The sequence below is a fragment of the Pseudomonas putida genome, assembly GCF_005080685.1.
Lineage (GTDB): Bacteria > Pseudomonadota > Gammaproteobacteria > Pseudomonadales > Pseudomonadaceae > Aquipseudomonas > Aquipseudomonas putida_V.
This window is the reverse complement of the sequence record NZ_CP039371.1, coordinates 6471739-6495886: the sequence shown is the minus strand read 5'-3', so window position 1 is coordinate 6495886 and position 24148 is coordinate 6471739. Positions and strand designations below refer to the sequence as shown.

The 24148-nt window shown below is 59.5% G+C and carries 25 protein-coding genes; 23 read left to right on the top strand and 2 right to left on the bottom strand.

Going from position 1 to position 24148, the window contains the following annotated elements; genetic code table 11:
- Positions 1–607: 607 nt before the first annotated feature.
- From rpmH to glmS, 21 genes are all read left to right on the top strand, one after another.
- On the top strand, positions 608–742 hold the full coding sequence (gene rpmH / locus E6B08_RS30140) for a 50S ribosomal protein L34 (protein WP_003253163.1): 135 nt from the start codon (positions 608–610) through the stop codon (positions 740–742).
- A 13-nt stretch (positions 743–755) separates the two neighbouring features.
- Positions 756–1160 carry a ribonuclease P protein component gene (gene rnpA / locus E6B08_RS30135; protein ID WP_136917513.1) on the top strand — a complete coding sequence of 135 codons (405 nt, stop codon included), beginning with the start codon at positions 756–758 and terminating at the stop codon, positions 1158–1160.
- Entirely contained in the window at positions 1153–1398 is a 246-nt protein-coding gene (gene yidD, locus E6B08_RS30130) for a membrane protein insertion efficiency factor YidD (protein WP_011536514.1), read from the top strand. Before rnpA ends, yidD begins: the two co-directional genes overlap by 8 nt.
- A gap of 2 nt (positions 1399–1400) precedes the next feature.
- Entirely contained in the window at positions 1401–3083 is a 1683-nt protein-coding gene (gene yidC / locus E6B08_RS30125; protein WP_136917302.1) for a membrane protein insertase YidC, read from the top strand.
- An 85-nt stretch (positions 3084–3168) separates the two neighbouring features.
- Positions 3169–4539: a tRNA uridine-5-carboxymethylaminomethyl(34) synthesis GTPase MnmE gene (gene mnmE, locus E6B08_RS30120; protein WP_136917301.1), complete on the top strand. Its 1371-nt coding sequence runs from the start codon at positions 3169–3171 to the stop codon at positions 4537–4539.
- 513 nt (positions 4540–5052) lie between these two features.
- On the top strand, positions 5053–6945 hold the full coding sequence (gene mnmG / locus E6B08_RS30115; RefSeq protein ID WP_136917300.1) for a tRNA uridine-5-carboxymethylaminomethyl(34) synthesis enzyme MnmG: 1893 nt from the start codon (positions 5053–5055) through the stop codon (positions 6943–6945).
- Positions 6942–7592 (top strand): 16S rRNA (guanine(527)-N(7))-methyltransferase RsmG, encoded by a 651-nt coding sequence (gene rsmG / locus E6B08_RS30110; RefSeq protein ID WP_136917299.1) that lies wholly within the window; start codon positions 6942–6944, stop codon positions 7590–7592. Before mnmG ends, rsmG begins: the two co-directional genes overlap by 4 nt.
- Before the next feature lie 18 nt (positions 7593–7610).
- Positions 7611–8402, top strand: a complete 792-nt coding sequence (locus tag E6B08_RS30105) for a ParA family protein (RefSeq protein WP_133325648.1) — start codon at positions 7611–7613, stop codon at positions 8400–8402.
- Positions 8403–8411: 9 nt separating this feature from the next.
- Positions 8412–9284: a ParB/RepB/Spo0J family partition protein gene (locus tag E6B08_RS30100; RefSeq protein WP_136917298.1), complete on the top strand. Its 873-nt coding sequence runs from the start codon at positions 8412–8414 to the stop codon at positions 9282–9284.
- A gap of 149 nt (positions 9285–9433) precedes the next feature.
- Positions 9434–9841 (top strand): F0F1 ATP synthase subunit I, encoded by a 408-nt coding sequence (locus tag E6B08_RS30095; protein ID WP_136917297.1) that lies wholly within the window; start codon positions 9434–9436, stop codon positions 9839–9841.
- Positions 9842–9857: 16 nt separating this feature from the next.
- Positions 9858–10727 (top strand): F0F1 ATP synthase subunit A, encoded by an 870-nt coding sequence (atpB, locus tag E6B08_RS30090; protein WP_136917296.1) that lies wholly within the window; start codon positions 9858–9860, stop codon positions 10725–10727.
- A 145-nt stretch (positions 10728–10872) separates the two neighbouring features.
- The gene (atpE, locus tag E6B08_RS30085; RefSeq protein WP_003097235.1) at positions 10873–11130 is read left to right on the top strand and encodes a F0F1 ATP synthase subunit C; all 258 of its coding nucleotides are present in this window, start codon (positions 10873–10875) and stop codon (positions 11128–11130) included.
- 57 nt (positions 11131–11187) lie between these two features.
- The gene (locus tag E6B08_RS30080; protein WP_136917295.1) at positions 11188–11658 is read left to right on the top strand and encodes a F0F1 ATP synthase subunit B; all 471 of its coding nucleotides are present in this window, start codon (positions 11188–11190) and stop codon (positions 11656–11658) included.
- A gap of 12 nt (positions 11659–11670) precedes the next feature.
- Entirely contained in the window at positions 11671–12207 is a 537-nt protein-coding gene (locus E6B08_RS30075; RefSeq protein WP_133325642.1) for a F0F1 ATP synthase subunit delta, read from the top strand.
- 21 nt (positions 12208–12228) lie between these two features.
- Positions 12229–13773 carry a F0F1 ATP synthase subunit alpha gene (gene atpA / locus E6B08_RS30070; protein WP_133325640.1) on the top strand — a complete coding sequence of 515 codons (1545 nt, stop codon included), beginning with the start codon at positions 12229–12231 and terminating at the stop codon, positions 13771–13773.
- Positions 13774–13821: 48 nt separating this feature from the next.
- Entirely contained in the window at positions 13822–14682 is an 861-nt protein-coding gene (atpG, locus tag E6B08_RS30065; RefSeq protein WP_136917294.1) for a F0F1 ATP synthase subunit gamma, read from the top strand.
- A 27-nt stretch (positions 14683–14709) separates the two neighbouring features.
- Positions 14710–16086, top strand: coding sequence for a F0F1 ATP synthase subunit beta (gene atpD, locus E6B08_RS30060; RefSeq protein ID WP_009684662.1), 1377 nt, complete (start codon positions 14710–14712; stop codon positions 16084–16086).
- A gap of 44 nt (positions 16087–16130) precedes the next feature.
- On the top strand, positions 16131–16550 hold the full coding sequence (locus E6B08_RS30055; RefSeq protein WP_136917293.1) for a F0F1 ATP synthase subunit epsilon: 420 nt from the start codon (positions 16131–16133) through the stop codon (positions 16548–16550).
- A gap of 121 nt (positions 16551–16671) precedes the next feature.
- Positions 16672–18039 carry a bifunctional UDP-N-acetylglucosamine diphosphorylase/glucosamine-1-phosphate N-acetyltransferase GlmU gene (gene glmU / locus E6B08_RS30050; RefSeq protein ID WP_136917292.1) on the top strand — a complete coding sequence of 456 codons (1368 nt, stop codon included), beginning with the start codon at positions 16672–16674 and terminating at the stop codon, positions 18037–18039.
- 258 nt (positions 18040–18297) lie between these two features.
- Positions 18298–19074, top strand: coding sequence for a DeoR/GlpR family DNA-binding transcription regulator (locus tag E6B08_RS30045; protein ID WP_136917291.1), 777 nt, complete (start codon positions 18298–18300; stop codon positions 19072–19074).
- A 2-nt stretch (positions 19075–19076) separates the two neighbouring features.
- Positions 19077–20912 carry a glutamine--fructose-6-phosphate transaminase (isomerizing) gene (gene glmS / locus E6B08_RS30040; protein WP_136917290.1) on the top strand — a complete coding sequence of 612 codons (1836 nt, stop codon included), beginning with the start codon at positions 19077–19079 and terminating at the stop codon, positions 20910–20912.
- Between the two features lie 77 nt (positions 20913–20989).
- Here the strand turns inward: glmS and E6B08_RS30035 are convergent, their stop codons facing one another.
- Both E6B08_RS30035 and E6B08_RS30030 read right to left on the bottom strand, forming a co-directional pair.
- Positions 20990–21259: a DUF3077 domain-containing protein gene (locus E6B08_RS30035; protein ID WP_136917289.1), complete on the bottom strand. Its 270-nt coding sequence runs from the start codon at positions 21257–21259 to the stop codon at positions 20990–20992.
- 149 nt (positions 21260–21408) lie between these two features.
- Entirely contained in the window at positions 21409–21675 is a 267-nt protein-coding gene (locus E6B08_RS30030; RefSeq protein WP_136917288.1) for a hypothetical protein, read from the bottom strand.
- A gap of 652 nt (positions 21676–22327) precedes the next feature.
- On the opposite strand from E6B08_RS30030, the gene E6B08_RS30025 reads away from it, so the two are divergent.
- Both E6B08_RS30025 and E6B08_RS30020 read left to right on the top strand, forming a co-directional pair.
- Complete coding sequence (locus E6B08_RS30025; RefSeq protein ID WP_136917287.1) at positions 22328–23314, top strand: ImmA/IrrE family metallo-endopeptidase; 987 nt, start codon at positions 22328–22330, stop codon at positions 23312–23314.
- A complete protein-coding gene (locus E6B08_RS30020; protein WP_136917286.1) occupies positions 23315–23956 on the top strand; it encodes a hypothetical protein in 642 nt (213 codons plus the stop codon).
- Positions 23957–24148 lie beyond the last annotated feature (192 nt).

Genomic DNA, 24148 nt, shown 5'->3' with positions numbered 1-24148 from the left:
GGATATCCCCTGAGTTGAAAGCCGGATGAGGCAAAAACAAACCGCCATTGTACCGGTCGGGAGCGCAGTTATCCACATGTGGAAACGCTAGGAGTCGCGACAAAACAGCCATTTAGCGACCGAAATGTCTTTTAGCCCATGTGAATAAGCTCTGTGGATAACCGACCATAAGGGCTATGCACAACCCTGGGTGCCTGCCTGTTGATAACTGGGCTGTGGATAAACAGCCATTCGATCCACAGGTTCTACCCATGTCCAGCACAAGCGCAGCACCTGTTACCGACAAGGTTTAAAATTTCTGTACAGCTCGTGGATAAAGGGCTACAGCCAGTTATCCACAGAAGGTTATCCACCTAAGATCTATAAGTTCTTCAGAAAAGCTTTTATATGTCTCTTCTTTTTTTAAGTGTTTGTCGATCTGCGTGCTGTCTTCAAGCCCTTCTCGGCCTGATGCCATTCAGCGCTCATCGCTCGCCTTCCCTGTACACCGTCCAGTAAGGAAAGGTTGGTTGGAAATTGACCTATTGGCTTGCTTTCTCTAGAATCGCCGATCTCTTAAAAAGGGGGCCATTCCGGCCCGTAGTCGACAAACCCAGGTAACAACGCCATGAAACGTACTTTCCAACCAAGCACCATCAAGCGCGCTCGCACCCACGGCTTCCGTGCCCGTATGGCTACCAAGAACGGCCGCGCTGTTCTGTCGCGTCGTCGTGCCAAAGGCCGTAAGCGTCTGGCCATTTGATTTTTCGGCACAGGTGGTGAGTCAGGACTTCAGTCGGGAAAAGCGACTGCTTACACCCCGGCACTTCAAAGCGGTCTTCGACTCCCCAACCGGCAAGGTTCCAGGGAAAAACCTGCTGATCCTTGCTCGCGAGAACGGCCTCGATCACCCACGCCTCGGCCTGGTGATCGGCAAGAAGAGCGTCAAGCTCGCTGTTCAACGCAATCGCCTCAAGCGCTTGATGCGCGATTCCTTTCGTCTGAACCAGCAGTCTCTCGCTGGCCTGGACATCGTGATCGTCGCGCGCAAGGGATTGGGTGAGATAGAAAACCCGGAATTGCACCAACACTTTGGCAAGCTCTGGAAACGCCTGGCTCGCAGCCGGCCAAATCCAGAGGCAAGCGCCAATTCCGCAGGGGTAGACAGCCGAAATGCGTAAACTGGCCCTCGTTCCGATCCAGTTTTACCGTTATGCCATCAGTCCCCTGATGGCCAGCCACTGTCGTTTCTACCCCAGTTGCTCCTGTTACGCTTATGAAGCCATCGAAAACCATGGCCTCTTGCGTGGTGGGTGGCTAGCCGTTCGTCGCCTGGGGCGTTGTCATCCGTGGAACGACGGCGGTTTCGATCCCGTTCCACCCGCTCCTTCCTCCCGAACTTCTTCGATAGCCGAGTAATCATGGATATTAAACGCACGATCCTGATCGTCGCCCTGGCAATCGTGTCCTACGTCATGGTCCTCAAGTGGAACCAGGACTACGGCCAGGCTGCTCTGCCGACTCAGAATACTGCTGCCAGCACCAAAGCCCCGGCCTTGCCCGATGGCGTGCCGGCCGGTACCGCCGGCGCCAGCGCCGATGTGCCGAGCGCGAATGCCGAATCCAGCCCTGCTGAACTTGCGCCGGTCGCGACCAGCAAGGACCTGATCCGGGTCAAGACCGATGTCCTGGACCTGGCTATCGATCCGGTCGGTGGCGACATCGTCCAACTGACCCTGCCGAAATACCCACGTCGCCAAGACCATCCGGACATTCCGTTCCAGTTGTTCGACAACGGTGGCGAGCGTGTCTACCTGGCACAGAGCGGCCTGACCGGTGCCAACGGCCCGGACGCACGCCCTTCCGGTCGTCCGCTGTACGCTGCCGAACAACGCAGCTACCAGCTGGCAGACGGTCAGGAACAACTGGTGGTCGACCTCAAGTTCAGTGACAACGGCGTCAACTACATCAAGCGCTTCAGCTTCAAGCGCGGTGAGTACGACCTCAACGTCACCTACCTGATCGACAACCAGAGCACCCAGGCGTGGAACGGCAACATGTTTGCCCAGCTCAAGCGTGACGCCAGCTCCGACCCATCGTCGAGCACCGCCACCGGCACCGCGACCTACCTCGGCGCTGCCATGTGGACCGCTTCGGAGCCGTACAAGAAAGTGTCGATGAAAGACATCGACAAGGGCAGCGTGAAGGAAAGCGTCGCCGGCGGCTGGGTCGCCTGGCTGCAGCACTACTTCGTGACCGCCTGGGTGCCTGCGAAGTCGGACGCCAACCTGGTCCAGACCCGCAAGGACAGCCAGGGCAACTACATCATCGGCTACACCGGCCCGGTAATCAGCGTCCCAGCTGGCGGCAAGGTCGAGACCAGCGCCATGCTGTATGCCGGTCCGAAGATCCAGTCCAAGCTCAAGGAATTGTCCCCAGGCCTGGAACTGACCGTCGACTACGGCTTCCTGTGGTTCATCGCCCAGCCGATCTTCTGGCTGCTGCAACATATCCACAGCCTGCTGGGCAACTGGGGTTGGTCGATCATCGTCCTGACCATGCTCATCAAGGGCCTGTTCTTCCCGCTGTCGGCCGCCAGCTACCGTTCGATGGCGCGCATGCGTGCCGTTTCGCCGAAGCTTGCCGCGCTGAAGGAACGCTTCGGTGACGATCGCCAGAAGATGTCCCAGGCGATGATGGAGCTGTACAAGAAAGAGAAGATCAACCCGCTGGGCGGCTGCCTGCCGATCCTGGTGCAAATGCCGGTCTTCCTGTCGCTGTACTGGGTACTGCTGGAAAGCGTCGAGATGCGTCAGGCTCCTTGGATGCTGTGGATCACCGACCTGTCGATCAAGGATCCGTTCTTCATCCTGCCGATCATCATGGGCGCGACCATGTTCATCCAGCAGCGTCTGAACCCGACCCCGCCGGATCCGATGCAGGCCAAGGTGATGAAAATGATGCCGATCATCTTCACCTTCTTCTTCCTGTGGTTCCCGGCTGGTCTGGTGCTGTACTGGGTTGTGAACAACTGCCTGTCGATCGCACAGCAGTGGTACATCACCCGCAGCATCGAAGCAGCCAGCAAAAAAGCTGCTGCATAACGGGCTACTGCGCTAGCCTGTGAATAAAAACGCCCCTTCGGGGGCGTTTTTGCTATCTGTCGTTTTGTCGTAGAGGCTCTCGAGCATGAACACTGTGCGTGAAACCATTGCTGCCATCGCCACCGCCCAGGGCCGCGGCGGGGTCGGCATCGTCAGGCTGTCCGGACCGCTGGCGAGCCAGGCCGGGCAGTTGATCACTGGCCGTACGCTGACGCCACGCCATGCCCACTATGGGCCGTTTCGCGACGAGCAGGGGTTGGTGCTGGACGAAGGCATCGCGCTGTTCTTCCCGGGGCCCAACTCATTCACCGGCGAAGACGTGCTCGAACTGCAGGGTCATGGCGGCCCGGTGGTCCTGGACATGCTGCTGCAACGCTGTGTACAAGTGGGCTGCCGCCTGGCGCGTCCGGGCGAATTCAGCGAGCGTGCGTTTCTCAACGACAAGCTCGATCTGGCCCAGGCCGAAGCCATCGCCGACCTGATCGAGGCCAGCTCCAGCCAGGCAGCCCGCAACGCCTTGCGTTCGCTGCAGGGCGAGTTCTCCAAGCGTGTGCACAGCCTGACCGAGGCATTGATCGCGCTGCGCATCTACGTTGAAGCGGCGATCGACTTCCCCGAGGAGGAAATCGACTTCCTCGCCGATGGTCACGTGCTGTCGATGCTCGATGCCGTGCGCGCGGAGTTGTCCACAGTCCAGCGTGAGGCAGGCCAGGGCGCCTTGCTGCGTGACGGCATGACCGTGGTCATCGCCGGCCGTCCCAATGCCGGCAAATCGAGCCTCTTGAACCAGCTGGCTGGCCGCGAGGCGGCGATCGTCACCGATATCGCCGGCACCACCCGGGACATTCTGCGCGAACATATCCACATCGACGGCATGCCGCTGCATGTGGTCGACACCGCCGGTCTGCGCGATACCGACGACCATGTGGAAAAAATTGGCGTGGAACGCGCGCTCAAGGCCATTGGCGAAGCGGATCGTGTGCTGCTGGTGGTGGACTCGACGGCGCCCGAGGCCGACGACCCTTTTGCCCTGTGGCCAGAGTTTCTCGACCAACGGCCAGAGGCGGCCAAGGTTACGCTGATTCGCAACAAGGCCGACCTCAGTGGCGAGCAGGTAGGGCTCGAACAGTGCGATGACGGCCATGTCACCATCACCTTGAGTGCCAAGGGCGACGACCAGGGCCTGCAACTGCTGCGCGATCACCTCAAGGCCTGCATGGGTTATGAACAGACCGCCGAGAGCGGTTTCAGCGCCAGGCGGCGGCATCTGGATGCCCTGCGCCAGGCCAGTTCGCACCTGGAGCATGGTCGTGCGCAGCTTACCCTGGCGGGTGCGGGTGAACTGCTGGCCGAAGATCTACGGCAGGCGCAGCAGGCGCTGGGAGAGATCACCGGTGCGTTCAGCTCCGATGACTTGCTGGGACGCATCTTCTCCAGCTTCTGCATCGGAAAATAATCCACAGACGTTGGCTGCCACAGAGCCGCTCCTTCGGGAGCGGCTTTTTTTTGCCTGTGAGTTGTTCACCTGGGAGGTGGAAAGGAAAAGTGCTTCAAGATTTTTCATGCACAGGAGGGAAAAGTCACCCGGGAGGTCTGTGGAAAAGTCGCCTTCAGCCCCGTTGATAACAGGGCTTTTTTTCTGAGGACAATCCTGCCTGTGGGTAAACAGGCATTTAATCCACAGGCTCAACGGCGTTATCCATAGCCCCCAGGGTCACTAGACCACAGGGTTTAATTTCTCTGTACACCATGTTATTAAAGGGATCCAGAGCGTTATCCACAGATAGGCCTGTGCATAAGAATAAACATAAAAATAAAGCTTTTTTAAATTTCTCTTCTTTGATTTCTGTTGTCTGCCATTCATCCACAGCCTGGTCAAATTTTGCGCAGAAGGTTCCTTTGAGGGGGGTTAAGTCCCTATACTTGTCCGCTTATCTTCTCTATTCGCAAAACAGGCACGAGGTGCGTGGTGGATTTCCCTTCCCGTTTTGAAGTGATCGTCATCGGCGGCGGCCATGCCGGTACCGAGGCTGCGCTTGCGTCCGCACGCATGGGTGTGAAAACCCTGCTGCTGACCCACAACGTGGAAACCCTCGGTCACATGAGCTGCAACCCGGCCATCGGTGGCATCGGTAAAAGTCATCTGGTCAAGGAGATCGATGCGCTCGGCGGCGCCATGGCGCTGGCCACCGACAAGAGCGGCATCCAGTTCCGTATCCTGAACAACCGCAAGGGCCCGGCAGTACGTGCCACCCGTGCGCAGGCCGACCGCGCCATCTACAAGGCGGTGGTGCGCGAGATCCTGGAAAACCAGCCCAACCTGTGGATATTCCAGCAGTCCTGCGACGACCTGATCGTCGAGCAGGACCAGGTCAAGGGCGTGGTCACCCAGATGGGCCTACGTTTCTTCGCGCAGTCCGTGGTATTGACCACCGGCACCTTCCTCGGCGGGCTTATCCACATCGGTCTGCAGAACCATTCCGGCGGACGCGCCGGTGATCCGCCTTCGATTGCCCTGGCTCACCGCATGCGTGAACTGCCACTGCGCGTCGGCCGCCTGAAGACCGGTACCCCGCCACGTATCGACGGGCGCTCGGTGGACTTCTCGGTGATGACCGAACAGCCAGGCGACACGCCGATCCCGGTGATGTCGTTCATGGGCAATGCGCAGATGCACCCCCGCCAGGTCAGCTGCTGGATCACCCACACCAATGCGCGCACCCACGAGATCATCGCCTCGAACCTCGATCGTTCGCCGATGTATTCCGGTGTCATCGAAGGCGTGGGCCCGCGTTACTGCCCGTCGATCGAGGACAAGATCCACCGCTTCGCCGACAAGGAAAGCCACCAGGTGTTCATCGAGCCGGAAGGCCTGACCACCCATGAGCTGTACCCCAACGGTATTTCCACTTCGCTGCCGTTCGATGTGCAGCTGGAGCTGGTGCGCTCGATCCGCGGCATGGAAAACGCCCACATCGTGCGCCCGGGCTACGCCATCGAGTACGACTATTTCGACCCGCGGGATCTCAAGTACAGCCTCGAGACCAAGGTCATCGGCGGCCTGTTCTTCGCCGGTCAGATCAACGGCACCACCGGGTACGAAGAAGCCGGCGCCCAGGGCCTGCTGGCCGGGACCAACGCGGCGCTGCGTGCGCAGGGCCGTGATAGCTGGTGCCCGCGTCGTGACGAAGCGTACATCGGGGTACTGGTCGACGACCTGATCACCCTCGGCACCCAGGAGCCGTACCGCATGTTCACCTCGCGCGCCGAATACCGGCTGATCCTGCGCGAGGACAACGCCGACCTGCGCCTGACCGAGAAGGGTCGCGAGCTGGGCCTGATCGACGATGAGCGCTGGGCCGCCTTCTGCGCCAAGCGCGACGGCATCGAGCGTGAGGAACAACGGCTGAAATCCACCTGGGTTCGGCCCAACACCGAGCAGGGCCAGGCCATTGTGGATAAGTTCGGCACGCCGCTGAGCCACGAGTACAGCCTGCTCAACCTGCTGGCCCGCCCGGAAATCGACTACGCCGGGCTGATCGAGGCGACTGGCGCAGAGGTCATCGATCCACAGGTTGCCGAGCAGGTCGAGATCAAGACCAAGTACGCCGGCTATATCGACCGCCAGCAGGACGAAATCGCCCGCCTGCGCGCCAGCGAAGATACCCGCCTGCCTGTGGATATCGACTACACCACGATTTCCGGCCTGTCCAAGGAGATCCAGGGCAAGCTCGGCCAGACCCGTCCGCAAACCCTGGGCCAGGCTTCGCGCATCCCGGGCGTGACCCCGGCGGCGATTTCCCTGTTGTTGATTCATCTGAAAAAACGCGGCGCTGGCCGCGAATTGGAGCAAAGCGCTTGAGTTCCCTGGTCACCCCGCAACACGCCGAAGAGTTGTCCACAGGTGCGCGCCAGCTCGGAGTCGAGCTTGGCGCCGAGCAGCAGGAGAAGCTGCTGGGTTACCTGGCCCTGTTGATCAAATGGAACAAAGCCTACAACCTGACCGCGGTGCGTGATCCGGACGAGATGGTTTCCCGCCACCTGCTCGACAGCCTCAGTGTCATGGCGTTTATCCACAGCGAGCGTGAGCGCTGGCTGGATGTCGGCAGCGGCGGTGGCATGCCCGGCATCCCATTGGCGATCCTGCATCCGCACAAGCAAGTGACGGTGCTGGACGCCAATGGCAAGAAAACCCGCTTCCTGACCCAGGTGAAAATGGAGCTCAAACTGGACAACCTCACGGTTATCCACAGCCGGGTCGAAGCCTTCCAGCCTGCGCAACCGTTCGACGGCATCATCTCCCGAGCCTTCAGCAGCATGGAGAATTTCACCAACTGGACCCGCCATCTGGGCGACACCGGGACGCAATGGCTTGCAATGAAGGGGCTGCATCCTGCCGATGAACTGGTAGCATTGCCCGCAGACTTCACAGTGGAAAGCGAGCAGGCCCTGACCGTTCCGGGTTGCCAGGGCCAGCGCCATCTGCTGATACTGCGCCGCAAGGCATGACTGGGAACACACGCAACAATGGCTAAGGTATTCGCAATCGCGAACCAGAAAGGTGGTGTGGGCAAGACCACCACCTGTATCAATCTCGCTGCATCGCTGGCTGCGACCAAGCGTCGTGTGCTGCTGATCGACCTCGATCCGCAGGGCAACGCGACCATGGGCAGCGGTGTGGACAAGCACGAGCTCGAGCATTCGGTCTACGACCTGCTGATCGGCGAATGCGATCTCACCCAGGCCATGCACTACTCCGAGCACGGCGGCTACCAACTGCTGCCGGCCAACCGCGACCTGACCGCCGCGGAAGTGGTGCTGCTGGAGATGCAGGTCAAGGAGAGCCGCCTGCGCAACGCACTGGCGCCGATCCGCGAGAACTACGACTTCATCCTGATCGACTGCCCTCCGTCGCTGTCGATGCTGACGCTGAACGCGCTGGTCGCCTCCGACGGCGTGATCATCCCCATGCAGTGCGAGTACTACGCACTGGAAGGTCTCAGCGACCTTGTGGATAACATCAAGCGGATTGCCGCCCGTCTGAACCCTGAGCTGAAAATCGAAGGCCTGCTGCGGACCATGTACGATCCGCGTTTGAGCTTGAACAACGATGTTTCGGCCCAGCTCAAGGAACATTTCGGCGAGCAGCTGTACGACACGGTCATCCCGCGCAACATCCGCCTGGCCGAGGCGCCGAGTTTCGGCATGCCGGCCCTGGCCTACGACAAGCAATCGCGCGGCGCGCTGGCCTACCTGGCCCTGGCTGGGGAAATGGTCCGCCGGCAACGCCGTCAGTCACGCACTGCACTAACAACTTAAGGAATCCGCATGGCCGTTAAGAAACGGGGACTCGGACGTGGGTTGGATGCACTGCTCAGTGGTCCTTCCGTCAGCGCGCTCGAAGAGCAGGCTGTCAAGATCGACCAGAAAGAACTGCAACACCTGCCAGTCGAGCTGATCCAGCGCGGCAAATACCAGCCGCGCCGCGACATGGACCCGCAGGCGCTGGAAGAACTGGCGCACTCGATTCGCACCCATGGCGTGATGCAGCCGATCGTGGTTCGCCCCATCGGTGACAACCGCTACGAAATCATTGCCGGTGAACGTCGCTGGCGCGCGACCCAGCAGGCCGGCCTGGACACCGTCCCGGCCATGGTCCGCGAGGTGCCTGACGAAGCCGCCATCGCCATGGCGCTGATCGAGAACATCCAGCGCGAGGACCTCAACCCGCTGGAAGAGGCCTTGGCCCTGCAGCGCCTGCAACAGGAATTCGAGCTGACCCAGCAACAGGTCGCCGATGCCGTGGGCAAGTCCCGGGTCACCGTGGCCAACCTGCTGCGCCTGATTTCCCTGCCGGAGGCGATCAAGACCATGCTCGCCCATGGCGACCTGGAGATGGGGCACGCCCGTGCTTTGCTCGGCCTGGAGGAAGATCGCCAGGAAGAGGGGGCGCGTCATGTTGTCGCACGTGGGCTCACCGTGCGCCAAACCGAGGCACTGGTGCGCCAGTGGCTCAGCGACAAACCTGATCCGGTCGAACCGAGCAAACCTGATCCGGATATCGCACGCCTTGAACAGCGGCTCGCAGAGCGCCTGGGTTCCGCCGTGCAGATTCGCCACGGGAACAAGGGCAAAGGCCAATTGGTTATCCGTTATAACTCGCTTGACGAGTTGCAAGGCGTCCTTGCTCACATCCGCTGAAACAATTCCCGTTGTAGCGCGCAGTCGGAAATCACTACCGAAGAGTTGAATAGGGGTTAATCCACCCCTATACTCTGCGCGCATTTTGTCGGCACAAATTATGCCAAGTCATAGCTGACTTGTTGGTCGACTTCGAAGGAGCAGTTGTGATGGAAATCCGCACGCCAAACCGCTTGCCTTTCCATCGCTGGGCGGTTTTTCCCGTACTGCTGGCCCAATGCATCGTGTTTCTGCTGGCAACCTTGGTGTTGTGGCAGTGGCAAGGGGTGGTCAGTGCTTATTCAGGTCTCTGCGGAGGTCTGATCGCCTGGTTGCCCAATGTGTATTTCGCCTGGAAGGCTTTTCGCTTCAGCGGAGCCCGGGCAGCGCAGGCCATCGTCAAGTCGTTCTACGCTGGCGAGGCAGGCAAGATGATTTTGACGGCAGTGCTGTTCGCACTGACCTTTGCAGGAGTGAAGCCATTGGCGCCGCTGGCAGTATTCGGCGTCTTCGTGCTGACCCTTTTGGTCAGCTGGTTCGCGCCCCTGCTGATGAATAAAAGACTTTCGAGACCTTAGGGCGTTTGAGGCAACCATGGCAGCAGAAACCGCTTCGGGCTATATCCAGCACCACTTGCAGAACCTGACCTACGGTCAACTACCAGACGGCAGCTGGGGCTTTGCCCATTCGGCTGCAGAAGCCAAGGCAATGGGCTTCTGGGCGTTCCACCTGGACACCCTGGGTTGGTCCGTCGCGCTGGGTCTGATCTTCCTGTTCATTTTCCGCATGGCAGCCAAGAAGGCGACTTCCGGCCAACCAAGCGGTCTGCAGAACTTCGTGGAAGTGCTGGTGGACTTCGTCAACGGCAGCGTGAAGGACTCCTTCCACGGCCGCAGCCCGGTGATCGCCCCACTGGCACTGACCATCTTCGTCTGGGTGTTCCTGATGAACGCCATCGACCTGGTACCGGTCGACTGGATTCCTCAGCTGGCCATCCTGATCTCCGGTGATCCGCACATTCCGTTCCGCGCCGTGTCGACCACCGACCCGAACGCGACCCTGGCCATGGCCTTCTGCGTGTTCGCCCTGATCATCTTCTACAGCATCAAGGTCAAGGGCCTGGGCGGCTTCATCGGTGAACTGACCCTGCACCCGTTCGGCAGCAAGAACATCTTCCTGCAGATCCTGCTGATTCCGGTCAACTTCCTGCTGGAATTCGTCACCCTGATCGCCAAGCCGATCTCGCTGGCACTGCGTCTGTTCGGCAACATGTACGCCGGCGAGCTGGTGTTCATCCTGATCGCCGTGATGTTCGGCGCCGGCATCCTCTGGCTCAGCGGCCTGGGTGTGGTGCTGCAGTGGGCGTGGGCTGTGTTCCACATCCTGATCATCACCCTGCAAGCTTTCATCTTCATGATGCTTACCATCGTCTACCTGTCGATGGCTCACGAAGATAACCATTAAGACCGCCTGGCGTGTCTGAATAGCCTTCCCCGCTCGTTTGGGGGGAAGGCTTTATAAAGTCCGCAAGGGCAGCTGTACCAAACGATTTGTTTTACCGCTTCAAACTAAAAACCTAACCAATACGACGTAAAAGTCGGGAGGAAAGATGGAAACTGTAGTTGGTCTGACCGCTATCGCTGTTGCTCTGCTGATCGGCCTGGGTGCTCTGGGTACCGCCATTGGTTTCGGCCTGCTGGGCGGCAAGTTCCTGGAAGGCGCTGCTCGTCAGCCTGAGATGGTTCCGATGCTGCAGGTCAAAATGTTCATCGTTGCCGGTCTGCTCGACGCCGTAACCATGATCGGTGTTGGTATCGCTCTGTTCTTCACCTTCGCGAACCCCTTCGTTGGTCAGATCGCCGGCTAATCACTCGTTACCACGAGTTGATGGCTGTGATGAATTAAGACCGAGCGAGGTGTTGGCGTGAACATTAATGCAACCCTGATTGGCCAATCCGTTGCTTTCCTGATTTTTGTACTCTTCTGCATGAAGTACGTATGGCCTCCGGTCATCACTGCCCTGCAAGAGCGTCAAAAGAAGATTGCCGACGGCTTGGACGCTGCCAACCGCGCAGCTCGCGACCTGGAGCTGGCCCAAGAGAAAGTGGGTCAGCAACTGCGTGAAGCTAAAGCACAGGCAGCCGAAATCATTGAGCAAAGCAAGAAACGCGCTGCTCAGCTTGTCGAGGAAGCCCGTGATCAGGCCCGCGTCGAAGCTGACCGTGTGAAGGCTCAGGCTCTGGCCGAGATCGAACAGGAACTGAACAGCGCTAAAGACGCCCTGCGTGCTCAAGTGGGTGCTCTGGCCGTTGACGGTGCTGAAAAGATCCTTGGCGCCACAATCGATCAAAACGCGCATGCGGAGCTGGTTAACAAACTGGCCGCTGAAATTTAAGCGAGGGCGATCATGGCAGAACTGACCACGTTGGCCCGACCTTACGCTAAGGCTGCCTTTGAGCATGCCCAGGCCCATCAGCAACTGGCCAATTGGTCAGCCATGCTCGGCCTGGCTGCTGCGGTGTCGCAAGACGACACCATGCAGCGCCTGCTCAAGGCCCCGCGACTGACGAGCGCAGAAAAGGCCGCCACGTTCATTGACGTGTGCGGTGACAAGTTCAATGCACAGGCACAGAATTTCATTCATGTTGCCGCGGAAAACGACCGTCTCCTGCTTCTGCCGGAGATTGCCGCCCTGTTCGACCTGTACAAGGCCGAGCAAGAGAAATCCGTGGACGTGGAAGTCACCAGTGCCTTCGCGTTGGACCAAGAACAGCAAGACAAACTCGCCAAGGTTCTCAGTGCACGGTTAGGCCAGGAAGTGCGCCTGCACGCGTCGGAGGATGCCAGCCTGATCGGCGGCGTCGTCATCCGCGCAGGTGACCTGGTAATCGATGGCTCTGTTCGCGGCAAGATCGCGAAACTGGCCGAAGCATTGAAATCTTGAGTTTGAAGGGGCAGCAGAGCAATGCAGCAACTCAATCCTTCCGAAATTAGTGAAATTATCAAGGGCCGCATCGACAACCTCGATGTGAGCTCCCAAGCCCGTAACGAAGGTACCGTTGTTTCGGTATCCGACGGTATCGTGCGCATCCACGGTCTGGCCGACGTCATGTACGGCGAAATGATCGAGTTCCCTGGCGGCGTCTACGGCATGGCCCTGAACCTGGAGCAAGACTCCGTAGGTGCAGTGATCCTGGGTGCCTATGACACCCTCGCCGAAGGCATGAGCGCCAAGTGCACCGGCCGCATCCTGGAAGTTCCGGTTGGTAAGGAACTGCTGGGTCGCGTCGTCGACGCACTGGGCAACCCGATCGACGGCAAAGGTCCTCTGGGCAACACTCAGACCGACGCGGTCGAGAAAGTAGCCCCAGGCGTGATCTGGCGTAAGTCGGTAGACCAGCCTGTACAGACTGGCTACAAATCCGTCGACGCCATGATCCCTGTCGGCCGTGGCCAGCGTGAGCTGATCATCGGTGACCGTCAGATCGGCAAGACCGCCATGGCCATCGACGCCATCATCAACCAGAAAGACTCCGGTATTTTCTGTGTTTATGTTGCTGTCGGCCAGAAGCGTTCCACCGTTGCCAACATCGTTCGCAAGCTGGAAGAAAACGGCGCCCTGGCCAACACCATCGTGGTCGTTGCCAGTGCTTCGGAATCCGCCGCGCTGCAGTTCCTGGCGCCTTACGCCGGCTGCACCATGGGCGAGTTCTTCCGTGACCGCGGTGAAGACGCCCTGATCGTTTACGATGACCTGTCCAAGCAGGCCGTTGCCTACCGTCAGATCTCCCTGCTGCTGCGCCGTCCACCAGGACGTGAAGCGTACCCAGGTGACGTGTTCTATCTCCACTCCCGTCTGCTGGAGCGTGCATCGCGCGTTTCGGAAGAGTACGTCGAGAAGTTCACCAACGGCGCAGTCACTGGCAAGACCGGTTCCCTGACCGCCCTGCCGATCATCGAAACCCAGGCTGGCGACGTTTCCGCGTTCGTTCCGACCAACGTGATTTCCATCACCGACGGTCAGATCTTCCTGGAATCGGCCATGTTCAACTCGGGCATCCGCCCTGCAGTGAACGCCGGTGTTTCGGTATCCCGCGTAGGTGGTGCCGCTCAGACCAAGATCATCAAGAAGCTGTCCGGTGGTATCCGTACCGCTCTGGCTCAGTACCGTGAACTGGCTGCATTCGCCCAGTTCGCTTCCGATCTGGACGAAGCGACCCGCAAGCAGCTGGAACATGGTCAGCGCGTAACCGAGCTGATGAAGCAGAAGCAGTACGCGCCGATGTCCATCGCGGACATGGCCCTGTCGCTGTACGCCGCTGAGCGTGGTTTCCTGACTGACGTAGAAGTCTCCAAGGTCGGCAGCTTCGAGCAAGCTCTGATCGCCTTCTTCAACCGTGATCACGCTGAACTGATGGCGAAGATCAACGTGAAGGGTGACTTCAACGACGAAATCGACGCAGGCCTGAAAGCCGGTATCGAGAAGTTCAAGGCCACCCAGACCTGGTAAGCCGCAGCGGGGGCCCAGGCCCCCGCTTGCTAACCTGATAGGTGATACATGGCAGGCGCAAAAGAGATTCGCAGTAAGATTGCGAGCATCAAAAGCACGCAAAAAATTACCAGCGCCATGGAAAAAGTGGCGGTCAGCAAGATGCGCAGAGCACAACAGCGCATGGCTGCTAGCCGTCCTTACGCGGAGCGTATCCGCCAGGTGATCGGTCATCTGGCCAACGCCAACCCGGAATACCGCCACCCGTTCATGATCGACCGCCCTGTAAAGCGCGCCGGTTATATCGTGGTGAGCAGTGACCGTGGTCTGTGCGGTGGCTTGAACACCAACCTGTTCAAGGCCCTGGTCAAGGACATGAACGCAACCCGCGAACAGGGCGTCGAAATCGACCTGTGCGTGATCGGCAGCAAGGGTGCGGCATTCTTCCGCAACTTTGGCGGCAACGTCGTAGCCGCGATCAGCCAACTGGGCGAAGAGCCATCGATCAACGATCTGATCGGCTCCGTCAAAGTGATGCTGGACGCCTACCTGGACGGCCGTATCGATCGCCTCTCGGTGGTTTCGAACAAGTTCATCAACACCATGACCCAACAACCGACGGTCGAGCAATTGGTACCGTTGGTGGCAACCCCGGATCAGGATCTCAAGCATCACTGGGACTATCTGTACGAACCCGACGCAAAAGAGCTGCTGGACGGCTTGATGGTGCGTTACGTGGAGTCGCAGGTCTACCAGGCGGTGGTCGAGAACAACGCTGCTGAACAAGCGGCCCGGATGATCGCCATGAAGAACGCCACAGACAACGCCGGTGATTTGATCAAAGAGCTGCAATTGATCTACAACAAGGCGCGTCAGGCTGCGATCACCCAGGAGATCTCGGAAATCGTCGGCGGCGCTGCCGCGGTTTAACGGTTCACATATTCAGAGGATCCAGCTATGAGTAGCGGACGTATCGTTCAAATCATCGGCGCCGTCATCGACGTGGAATTCCCACGTGACGTCGTGCCGAGTGTATACAACGCGCTGAAAGTACAAGGCGCGGAAACCACCCTCGAAGTCCAGCAGCAGCTGGGCGACGGCGTGGTTCGTACCATTGCGATGGGCTCCACCGAAGGCCTGAAGCGCGGTCTGGATGTCGTCGACACTGGCGCTGCCATTTCCGTTCCTGTTGGTAAGGCCACTCTGGGCCGTATCATGGACGTCCTGGGCAACCCAATCGACGAAGCCGGCCCGATCGGCGAAGAAGAGCGTCGCGGTATCCACCAGCCAGCGCCTTCGTTCGCTGACCAGGCAGGCGGCAACGACCTGCTGGAAACCGGCATCAAGGTTATCGACCTGGTTTGCCCGTTCGCCAAGGGTGGTAAGGTGGGTCTGTTCGGTGGTGCCGGTGTCGGCAAGACCGTGAACATGATGGAACTGATCCGTAACATCGCCATGGAACACAGCGGTTACTCCGTGTTCGCTGGTGTGGGTGAGCGTACTCGTGAGGGTAACGACTTCTACCACGAGATGAAGGACTCCAACGTTCTCGACAAAGTAGCGCTGGTCTACGGTCAGATGAACGAGCCACCAGGAAACCGTCTGCGCGTAGCGCTGACCGGCCTGACCATGGCCGAGAAGTTCCGTGACGAAGGTAACGACGTTCTGCTGTTCGTCGACAACATCTATCGTTACACCCTGGCCGGTACCGAAGTATCCGCACTGCTGGGCCGTATGCCTTCGGCAGTAGGTTACCAGCCGACCCTGGCTGAAGAGATGGGCGTTCTGCAAGAGCGCATCACCTCCACCAAGGAAGGTTCGATCACCTCCGTCCAGGCCGTATACGTACCTGCGGACGACTTGACCGACCCGTCGCCAGCCACCACCTTCGCCCACTTGGACGCCACCGTCGTTCTGTCCCGTGACATCGCCTCCCTGGGTATCTACCCAGCGGTCGATCCACTGGACTCGACTTCGCGTCAGCTGGACCCGAACGTGATCGGCAACGAGCACTACGAGACCGCTCGTGGCGTTCAGTATGTTCTGCAGCGCTACAAAGAGCTGAAGGACATCATCGCGATCCTGGGTATGGACGAACTGTCCGAAAGCGACAAGCAACTGGTAGCCCGTGCTCGTAAGATCCAGCGCTTCCTGTCGCAGCCGTTCTTCGTGGCCGAAGTCTTCACCGGTTCGCCAGGCAAGTACGTTTCCCTGAAAGACACCATCGCTGGCTTCAGCGGCATCCTCAAAGGTGACTACGACCACCTGCCAGAACAAGCGTTCTACATGGTCGGCAGCATCGACGAAGCGATCGAGAAAGCCAAGAAACTGTAATCCCGGCGCCCCGCAAGGGGCGCTAATCAGGTTGAGGCAAGCAGATGGCTATGACAGTCCATTGCGATATCGTCAGCGCGGAAGGAGAAATCTTCTCCGGTCTGGTTGAGATGGTGGTTGCGCACGGCAACTTGGGCGATCTGGGTATCGCTCCAGGCCACGCGCCGCTGATCACCAATCTGAAGCCAGGTCCGATCACGCTGACCAAGCAGGGTGGCGATCGCGAGGTGTTCTACATCTCTGGTGGCTTCCTCGAAGTGCAGCCGAACGTGGTCAAGGTTCTTGCCGACACCGTGCAGCGCGCTAGCGACCTGGACGAAGCTCAGGCTCAGGCAGCCCTCAAGGCTGCTGAGAACGCCCTGAACGCGAAAAGCTCGGACTTCGACTATGGTGCGGCTGCCGCACGTCTGGCCGAAGCTGCAGCTCAGCTGCGTACCGTCCAGCAATTGCGCAAGGGTAAGTAATCCGGTCCAGGCCGCTTACTTCCGTTGCGATTGAGTTAAAGGGTAGCCTCGGCTACCCTTTTTCTTTTTCTGAATTCTTCTCAGGTCACGTCCCTGACCGCCCAGGATTGGTAGCCAGTCAATGTCCCTTGATATCGTTATTCTCGCCGCAGGCCAAGGCACCCGCATGCGTTCGGCGTTGCCCAAGGTACTGCATCCGGTAGCCGGCAATTCCATGCTCGGCCACGTTATCCACAGCGCGCGCCAGCTTCAGCCCCAAGGCATTCACGTGGTCATCGGCCACGGTGCCGAGCTGGTACGTGAACGCCTGGCAGCCGACGACCTGAATTTCGTCATGCAGGACAAGCAACTGGGCACCGGCCACGCCGTGGCCCAAGCCTTGCCTGCGGTCACTGCCGACACCGTGCTGGTACTCTACGGCGATGTACCGCTGATCGAGGTGGACACCCTGAAGCGCCTGCTGGCCAAGGTCAGCGAGCGGCAACTGGGCCTGCTCACCGTCACCCTGCAGGATCCGACCGGCTATGGCCGCATCGTGCGTGATGCCCAAGGGCAGGTGACCGCGATCGTCGAGCACAAGGACGCCAGCGAGGCGCAGAAGGCGATCAAGGAAGGCAATACCGGCATCCTGGCCTTGCCAGCAGCGCGCCTGGCCGATTGGATGGGCCGCCTGTCCAACGACAACGCCCAGGGTGAGTACTACCTGACCGACGTCATCGCCATGGCCGTGGCCGACGGCCTGGTGGTGGCCACCGAGCAGCCGCACGACCCGATGGAAGTGCAGGGTGCCAACGACCGTCGCCAGCTGTCCGAGCTCGAGCGCCACTACCAGTTGCGTGAAGGCCGCCGCCTGATGGCCCAGGGCGTGACCCTGCGTGACCCGGCGCGATTCGATGTGCGTGGCGAGGTCACGGTCGGTCGCGATGTGCTGATCGACATCAACGTGATTCTCGAGGGCAAGGTGGTCATCGAGGACGACGTGCAGATCGGCCCGAACTGCGTGATCAAGAACAGCACCCTGCGCAAGGGCGTGGTGGTCAAGGCCAACAGCCATCTGGAAGGCGCGGTGATGGGCGAGGGCAGCGATGCCGGCCCGTTCGCTCGCCTGCGCCCGGGCAGCGTGCTGGAGGCCAAGGCCCATGTGGGTAACTTCGTCGAGTTGAAGAATGCCCACCTGGGCGAGGGTGCCAAGGCTGGCCATTTGACCTACCTGGGCGATGCCGAGATCGGTGCGCGCACCAACATCGGGGCCGGCACCATCACCTGCAACTACGATGGCGCCAACAAGTTCAAGACAGTGATGGGCGAGGATGTGTTCATTGGCTCCAACAACTCGTTGGTGGCGCCTGTGGATATCAAGGATGGCGCGACCACGGCAGCGGGTTCGACCGTGACCCAGACCGTGGAAGCGGGCCAATTGGCGGTGGCGCGTGCGCGCCAGCGTAATATCGATGGCTGGAAGCGGCCGGAGAAGATGAAGAAGAGCTGAGTTATACACAGCTGTTTCGATCGAAAGCCGACTTATGTGAATAAGTCGGCTTTTTTGTTGCTTTACCCGGCCCCTGTAGGAGCGGGTTTACCCGCGAAGAAGACGCCTCGGTGTATGGCACGGGCCTTGCCCGTGTTCGCGGGTGAACCCGCTCCTACAAAGGACGAATTCGTCTTTAAACTTATCCACAGCTTGACGAATCGGCGATCTTAGGTTTTGATTGCAACCATTATCTTTCGAATCGAAACTTAAGCGCCCATGTCGAAACGAAACACCCCCCAGCGCCGTCACAACATCCTGGCCTTGCTCTCCGAGCAGGGTGAGGTCAGCGTGGACGCCCTGGCCCGCCGTTTCGAAACCTCGGAAGTGACCATCCGCAAGGACCTCGCCGCCCTGGAGGCCAACGGCCTGTTGTTGCGTCGCTACGGTGGCGCGGTGCCCGTGCCGCAAGAGATGCTCGGCGAAGCCGCCCAGCCGGTGTCGGCCTACAAGAAGGCCATCGCCCGCGCCGCGGTTGCCCGCATCCGCGAACACGCCCGCATCATCATCGACAGCGGCAGCACCACCGCCGCGATGATCCCCGAGCTGGGCCGCCAGCCTGGGTTGGTGGTGATGACCAACTCGTTGAATGTCGCCCGCGCCATCAGCGAACTCGAACACGAGCCGGTGCTGCTGATGACCGGCGGCACCTGGGACCCGCATTCCGAATCGTTTCAGGGCCAGGTCGCCGAGCAGGTACTACGCTCCTACGATTTCGACCAGCTTTTCATCGGCGCGGATGGCATCGACCTTACCCGCGGCACCACCACGTTCAACGAGCTGCTCGGCCTGAGCCGGGTGATGGCCGAAGTGGCCCGTGAAGTGATCGTGATGGTCGAGTCCGACAAGGTCGGGCGCAAGATACCCAACCTCGAGCTGCCCTGGGGCAGCGTGAACACCCTGATCACAGACGAACGCCTGCCCGCAGCGGCACGCGAACAGATACAAGCCCGCGGCATCAACCTGATCTGTGCCGCGATCAGCCAGGAGCAATGACCATGTGTGGAATCGTCGGTGCAGTAGCCGAGCGCAACATCACAGCCATCCTGATCGAAGGCCTCAAGCGCCTGGAGTACCGCGGGTATGACAGCGCCGGCCTGGCCGTCTATACCCAACAAGGCGAACTCCAGCGCCTGCGCCGCATCGGCAAGGTCGCCGAGCTGGAAGCGGCCAATACCGCCAACCCGCTGGTCGGCCAGCTGGGCATCGCCCACACCCGCTGGGCCACCCACGGCGCGCCGACCGAAGGCAATGCCCACCCGCATTTCTCCGGCAACGAAGTCGCCGTGGTGCACAACGGCATCATCGAGAACCACGAAGAACTGCGTGAAGAGCTCAAGGGCCTGGGCTACGTGTTTGCCTCGCAGACCGATACCGAGGTGATCGTCCACCTGATCCACCACACCCTCAAGAGCATTCCGGATCTGGCCAGCGCGCTCAAGGCGGCGATCAAGCGCCTGCACGGTGCCTACGGCCTGGCGCTGATCAGCGTGAAACAACCCGACCGCCTGGTCGCAGCCCGCAGCGGCAGCCCGCTGGTGATCGGCCTGGGCCATGGCGAGAACTTCCTGGCTTCCGACCAATTGGCCCTGCGCCAGGTCACCGACCGCTTCATGTACCTGGAGGAGGGCGACATCGCCGAGATCCGCCGCGACCAGGTGACCATCTGGGACCAGGCTGGTGCCCAGGTACAGCGTGAAGTGGTGCAATACCACGAAGGCGCCGAGGCCGCCGACAAAGGTGCCTATCGTCACTTCATGCTCAAGGAGATCCACGAGCAGCCCGCCGTGGTGCAGCGCACCCTGGAAGGCCGTCTGGGCAAGGATCACGTCTTGGTGCAGGCATTCGGCCCGCAGGCGGCCGAGCTGTTCGCCAACGTGCGCAATGTGCAGATCGTCGCTTGCGGCACCAGTTACCACGCCGGCATGGTCGCCCGTTACTGGCTGGAGAGCCTGGCCGGTATTCCGTGCCAGGTCGAAGTCGCCAGCGAGTTCCGCTACCGCAAGGTGGTGGTGCAGCCCGACACCCTGTTCGTTTCGATTTCCCAGTCCGGCGAAACCGCCGACACCCTGGCCGCCTTGCGCAACGCCAAGGAGCTGGGCTTCCTCGGCAGCCTGGCGATCTGCAACGTCGGCATCAGCTCGCTGGTACGTGAGTCCGACCTGACCCTGCTGACCCTGGCTGGCCCGGAAATCGGCGTAGCCTCGACCAAGGCCTTCACCACCCAGCTGGTGTCGCTGATGCTGCTAACCCTGGCCTTGGGCCAGGTGCGCGGTACCCTCGAGGCTGGCGTGGAAGCCGAGTTGGTCGAAGAGCTGCGTCGCCTGCCGACCCGCCTGGGCGAAGCCCTGGCCATGGACAGCACCGTGGAGAAAACCGCCGAGCTGTTCGCCGACAAGCACCACACCTTGTTCCTCGGTCGCGGCGCCCAGTATCCGGTGGCGATGGAAGGCGCGCTGAAGCTCAAGGAGATCTCCTACATCCACGCCGAAGCCTACCCGGCCGGCGAGCTCAAGCATGGCCCGCTGGCGCTGGTGGACAGCGACATGCCGGTGGTGACCGTGGCGCCGAACAACGAACTGCTGGAGAAGCTCAAGTCGAACCTGCAGGAAGTGCGCGCGCGAGGTGGTGAGCTGGTGGTGTTCGCCGATGAACATGCGGGCATGACCAATGGCGAGGGCACCCATGTGATCAAGGTGCCGCACATCATCGATGCGCTGGCGCCGATCCTGTACACCATTCCGTTGCAGTTGCTGTCGTACTACGTGGCGGTGCTCAAGGGCACGGATGTGGATCAGCCGCGTAATCTGGCGAAGTCGGTGACGGTGGAGTGAGGGACTGGCGTTAGCGTCCCGGTAGGTCGCATCATCGTTTGAAAGCCCCGCAGGTTCTGGCCTGCGGGGCTTTTTCGTTAACGGGTCCTGGCTTGCATCATCCCGATCTCGGCATCGTCGAGCAGTGCCTTGGCCAGGGCATTGAGGTAGTACGAGGCCCAGATCAGCGTGTGGTTTCGCTCCATCAGGCCGTCCAGGGTCATGTCCCGCGCGTAGCCCATCAATTCCGAGGCTTGTTCGCGGGCGAACTGGCAGTGGATGCCCGGTTCGATACGAAACAGCGGTTGGGTTTGGCCTTCGCCTTGGTAGAAACGGGTTTCGCCCGGTGTTACGGCGTCTTTGGTCATTGTCGATCTCCCTTCGAAAATTTGGCTGTCTGGGCGGGGCCCTTTCGCGGGCAAGCCCGCTCCTACAGGTGCCCCACTGTTATTGAGGACTGTGCTGACCCTGTGGGAGGGGCTTGCCCGCGAAAGGGCCCGCCCTGACAACACATCACTTAATGCAGTGTTCGCGGCTCGGCTGGCAGATGCGCTCGCATCTGCGCATGCTCTTCAGCAAACGCCAACAAGGCCTGCACAGTCGCCATCTCATGGATCACGGCTCGCATGATCTTCGAGCTTGGGCTGGCAGGGTTGAGCATCACGGATTGACTGGCCACGGAAAGGGCGCAGATGACGTGCTCTGATGCCTGCGTGAGTGTGTCTTGCAGAGCGATGAAGGATTCGAGGGAGGAAGCGGGTGGATCGGGGATATTCTTGCGCATATACAACTCCGGAGTCGATTGGGCTGCAACCAACGAGCTGTCAAACAAGAGGGTGGCAGCGGTACGCGGGTTGACAGACCGAGGACTCCGGAGGCTCGGCGCACACGAGGTGCCCCACGTACTGCCGCCATGAAGCGTGTACGTGCTCGGAGAGAAGGATCGGCCTGTCAAAGCCGGTCGCCGATTTGGCAGCGACGCCCCGAGACTAGGCCCCCATTCCAGCAGTAGCAATGGTTTGGCAGGCCTAGGAGTATGAATCGGAAATGCCCTACAAGAAATCGGGTTAGTCTGAAATAGAACTGGCGTTTTGTTTAATGTTCAATGGTTTCGAATCTTTGGTGCCGGGTCCGAACGAGTATGAGTGAACCGATTCGTCCAGAGGCGGCTCGGAAACGCTCACGAGCGAGTGAGTCGGCCGATCTGCGACCTTCCTATTGATCTCGTTGTCCTATGCCAAGAAAAGCAGGCCTGATCAATTTAAGGTAAGCGATGCATCCAAAGGACGTAGTGTTCATTGATCCCATTGAGGCAATCGTCTATGGGAATATGGAAGAGAATGCTATCATTTTGATCATGTTGGTGACCTCCCAATTCGATTGAGCCGTCTAAACGCCATCATTTCATCTGCGTATTTACCCACGGAGGGCTGAGCATGACTGACATTCAGAGCATCTATTCCGCCCTCCACAGCTACGGCCTGTCCAAGAGAAATCTGGCGAGTCTTATGCCTGAGTGGTGGTCGGCTGAAATTGAGGCGACTCCCGGGGCTGCCCAGCGAGCTAAGATCTATCTAGCTAAGGCATTGAGCCTCCAGATCAGAGCATTCAGCGAGAATCCCCCTCGGGTGGCGTTCGATTTGCCAAACGAAAAGCGCTTCAAGCTCTCTGCGAAGACTTCAGAGGACGATGTTGCTGTAGCAGTTGCATTAGCTAAGAGTGGTTCCCGTATCGCCCTCAATGCAATGGATGGCAAGTATTCGCCGCTCCCAGCGAGCGCTGCGCAGATTCGTGCTCGGATTCTCGGCGGCGGCGCTCAGTGGGTCGGGCTAAAGCAGATTTTAGATCTGTGCTGGGAGAGTGGAATCCCGGTTCTCCACCTTGCCTCTCCGTTGCTGGGTCGCAAGAAAATGGATGGCATCGCCATGTCGATCAAAGGTCGGCCTTCTATTGTGCTGTCGAACGTTCGCAAGCAGGGATTTCTGTTGTTCCACCTTGCTCATGAATTGGGTCATATCGCATTGGGGCACCTTTCAGAGAACGGTGCAATCGTTGACGATGAGATCAAGAAGCATGAGTCCGAGGAAGGGCGGAACTACCAAGAAATCGAAGCCGACCGATTTGCTATCGAGTTGTTGACAGGGAATGCGGATACACGATTGACACTACCTCGGCTTATGCAGGCCCGCCCGCTTGCTGATACTGCCATCCGTTTCGGAAGGGAGCGTCAAATTGACCCGACTCATGCTGTATTGAACGTTGCCCACAACGCTCCCAAGCTTTTTCCACTCTGTGTGAGCGCAGTGAAAGAAATATCGGGGCAGACCACCGACCAAGATGTGGTACGTGAGCGTGCGCTCGGCAATTTGGCTGATGGACTTGATCCTGACAGCGAGCACCTGCTTCGGAACCTTATCGCATAGATGATCGTGCTCGCTGACAATGATGTCCTGGTAGCACTGGCCCAATGCGATCTTGTCGATGAAGCGTTAACAGTGCTCAATTGCAGCTTTGCGGACTGCTATGTGCTTGGAGATGCCCCGTATTCCCTTTACCTGAACAACCCGGACAAATGCCTGGATAAGCGCCTGGGCAATCCGACTGCTTTTGATCGACTGTGTCAGATGGTCGATTCCTGCCAAAAGCTGGGGGCGGCCCAAGAAAATATCGACTTGCTTGAGCAACTGATGCTTCTTGATGGGGTTCACGACGGGGAGCTGCAGTTGACACTCCACGCTGAAAACTTTCACTCGCAAAGCGAGAACTTTACCCTTACCACGGGGGATAAGAATTTTCTCAGCGCGATTTACAAATCTGATTGCGAGCTTGCCAAGGCTATCCTGTATCAAAGGGTTGAATGCTTGGAGTCGTTGCTAGTGAAGGCCATCGATATGTACGGCCATGGACACATCACTTCGAAGGTCGCTTACGGCAAGGAAACGACCACGAATGCCAAAAAGTTTGATACCGTCCTGAGCATGGCATTCGGCAACGGGCGAGCTGAGCAGCACACCCTTGAGTGCCTGAATAACTACATGCCAGCACGTAGTTTTTTGCGACCCTGAGACGATTGGAATCACCGCTCAACGGGGCGTGCCGGTGGCAATGTGCAGTCTGCATCACCAAATTGACTGATATACGGAGCGCCGCTCGTGTTGAAACAGGGTCATGACTCCATGGAAGGGATTCAGACGCTTGGATATAGCAACTCGACCGGCTCGGGCTCCGGCCAGCCGAAACCAAGACGTCGCGTACAC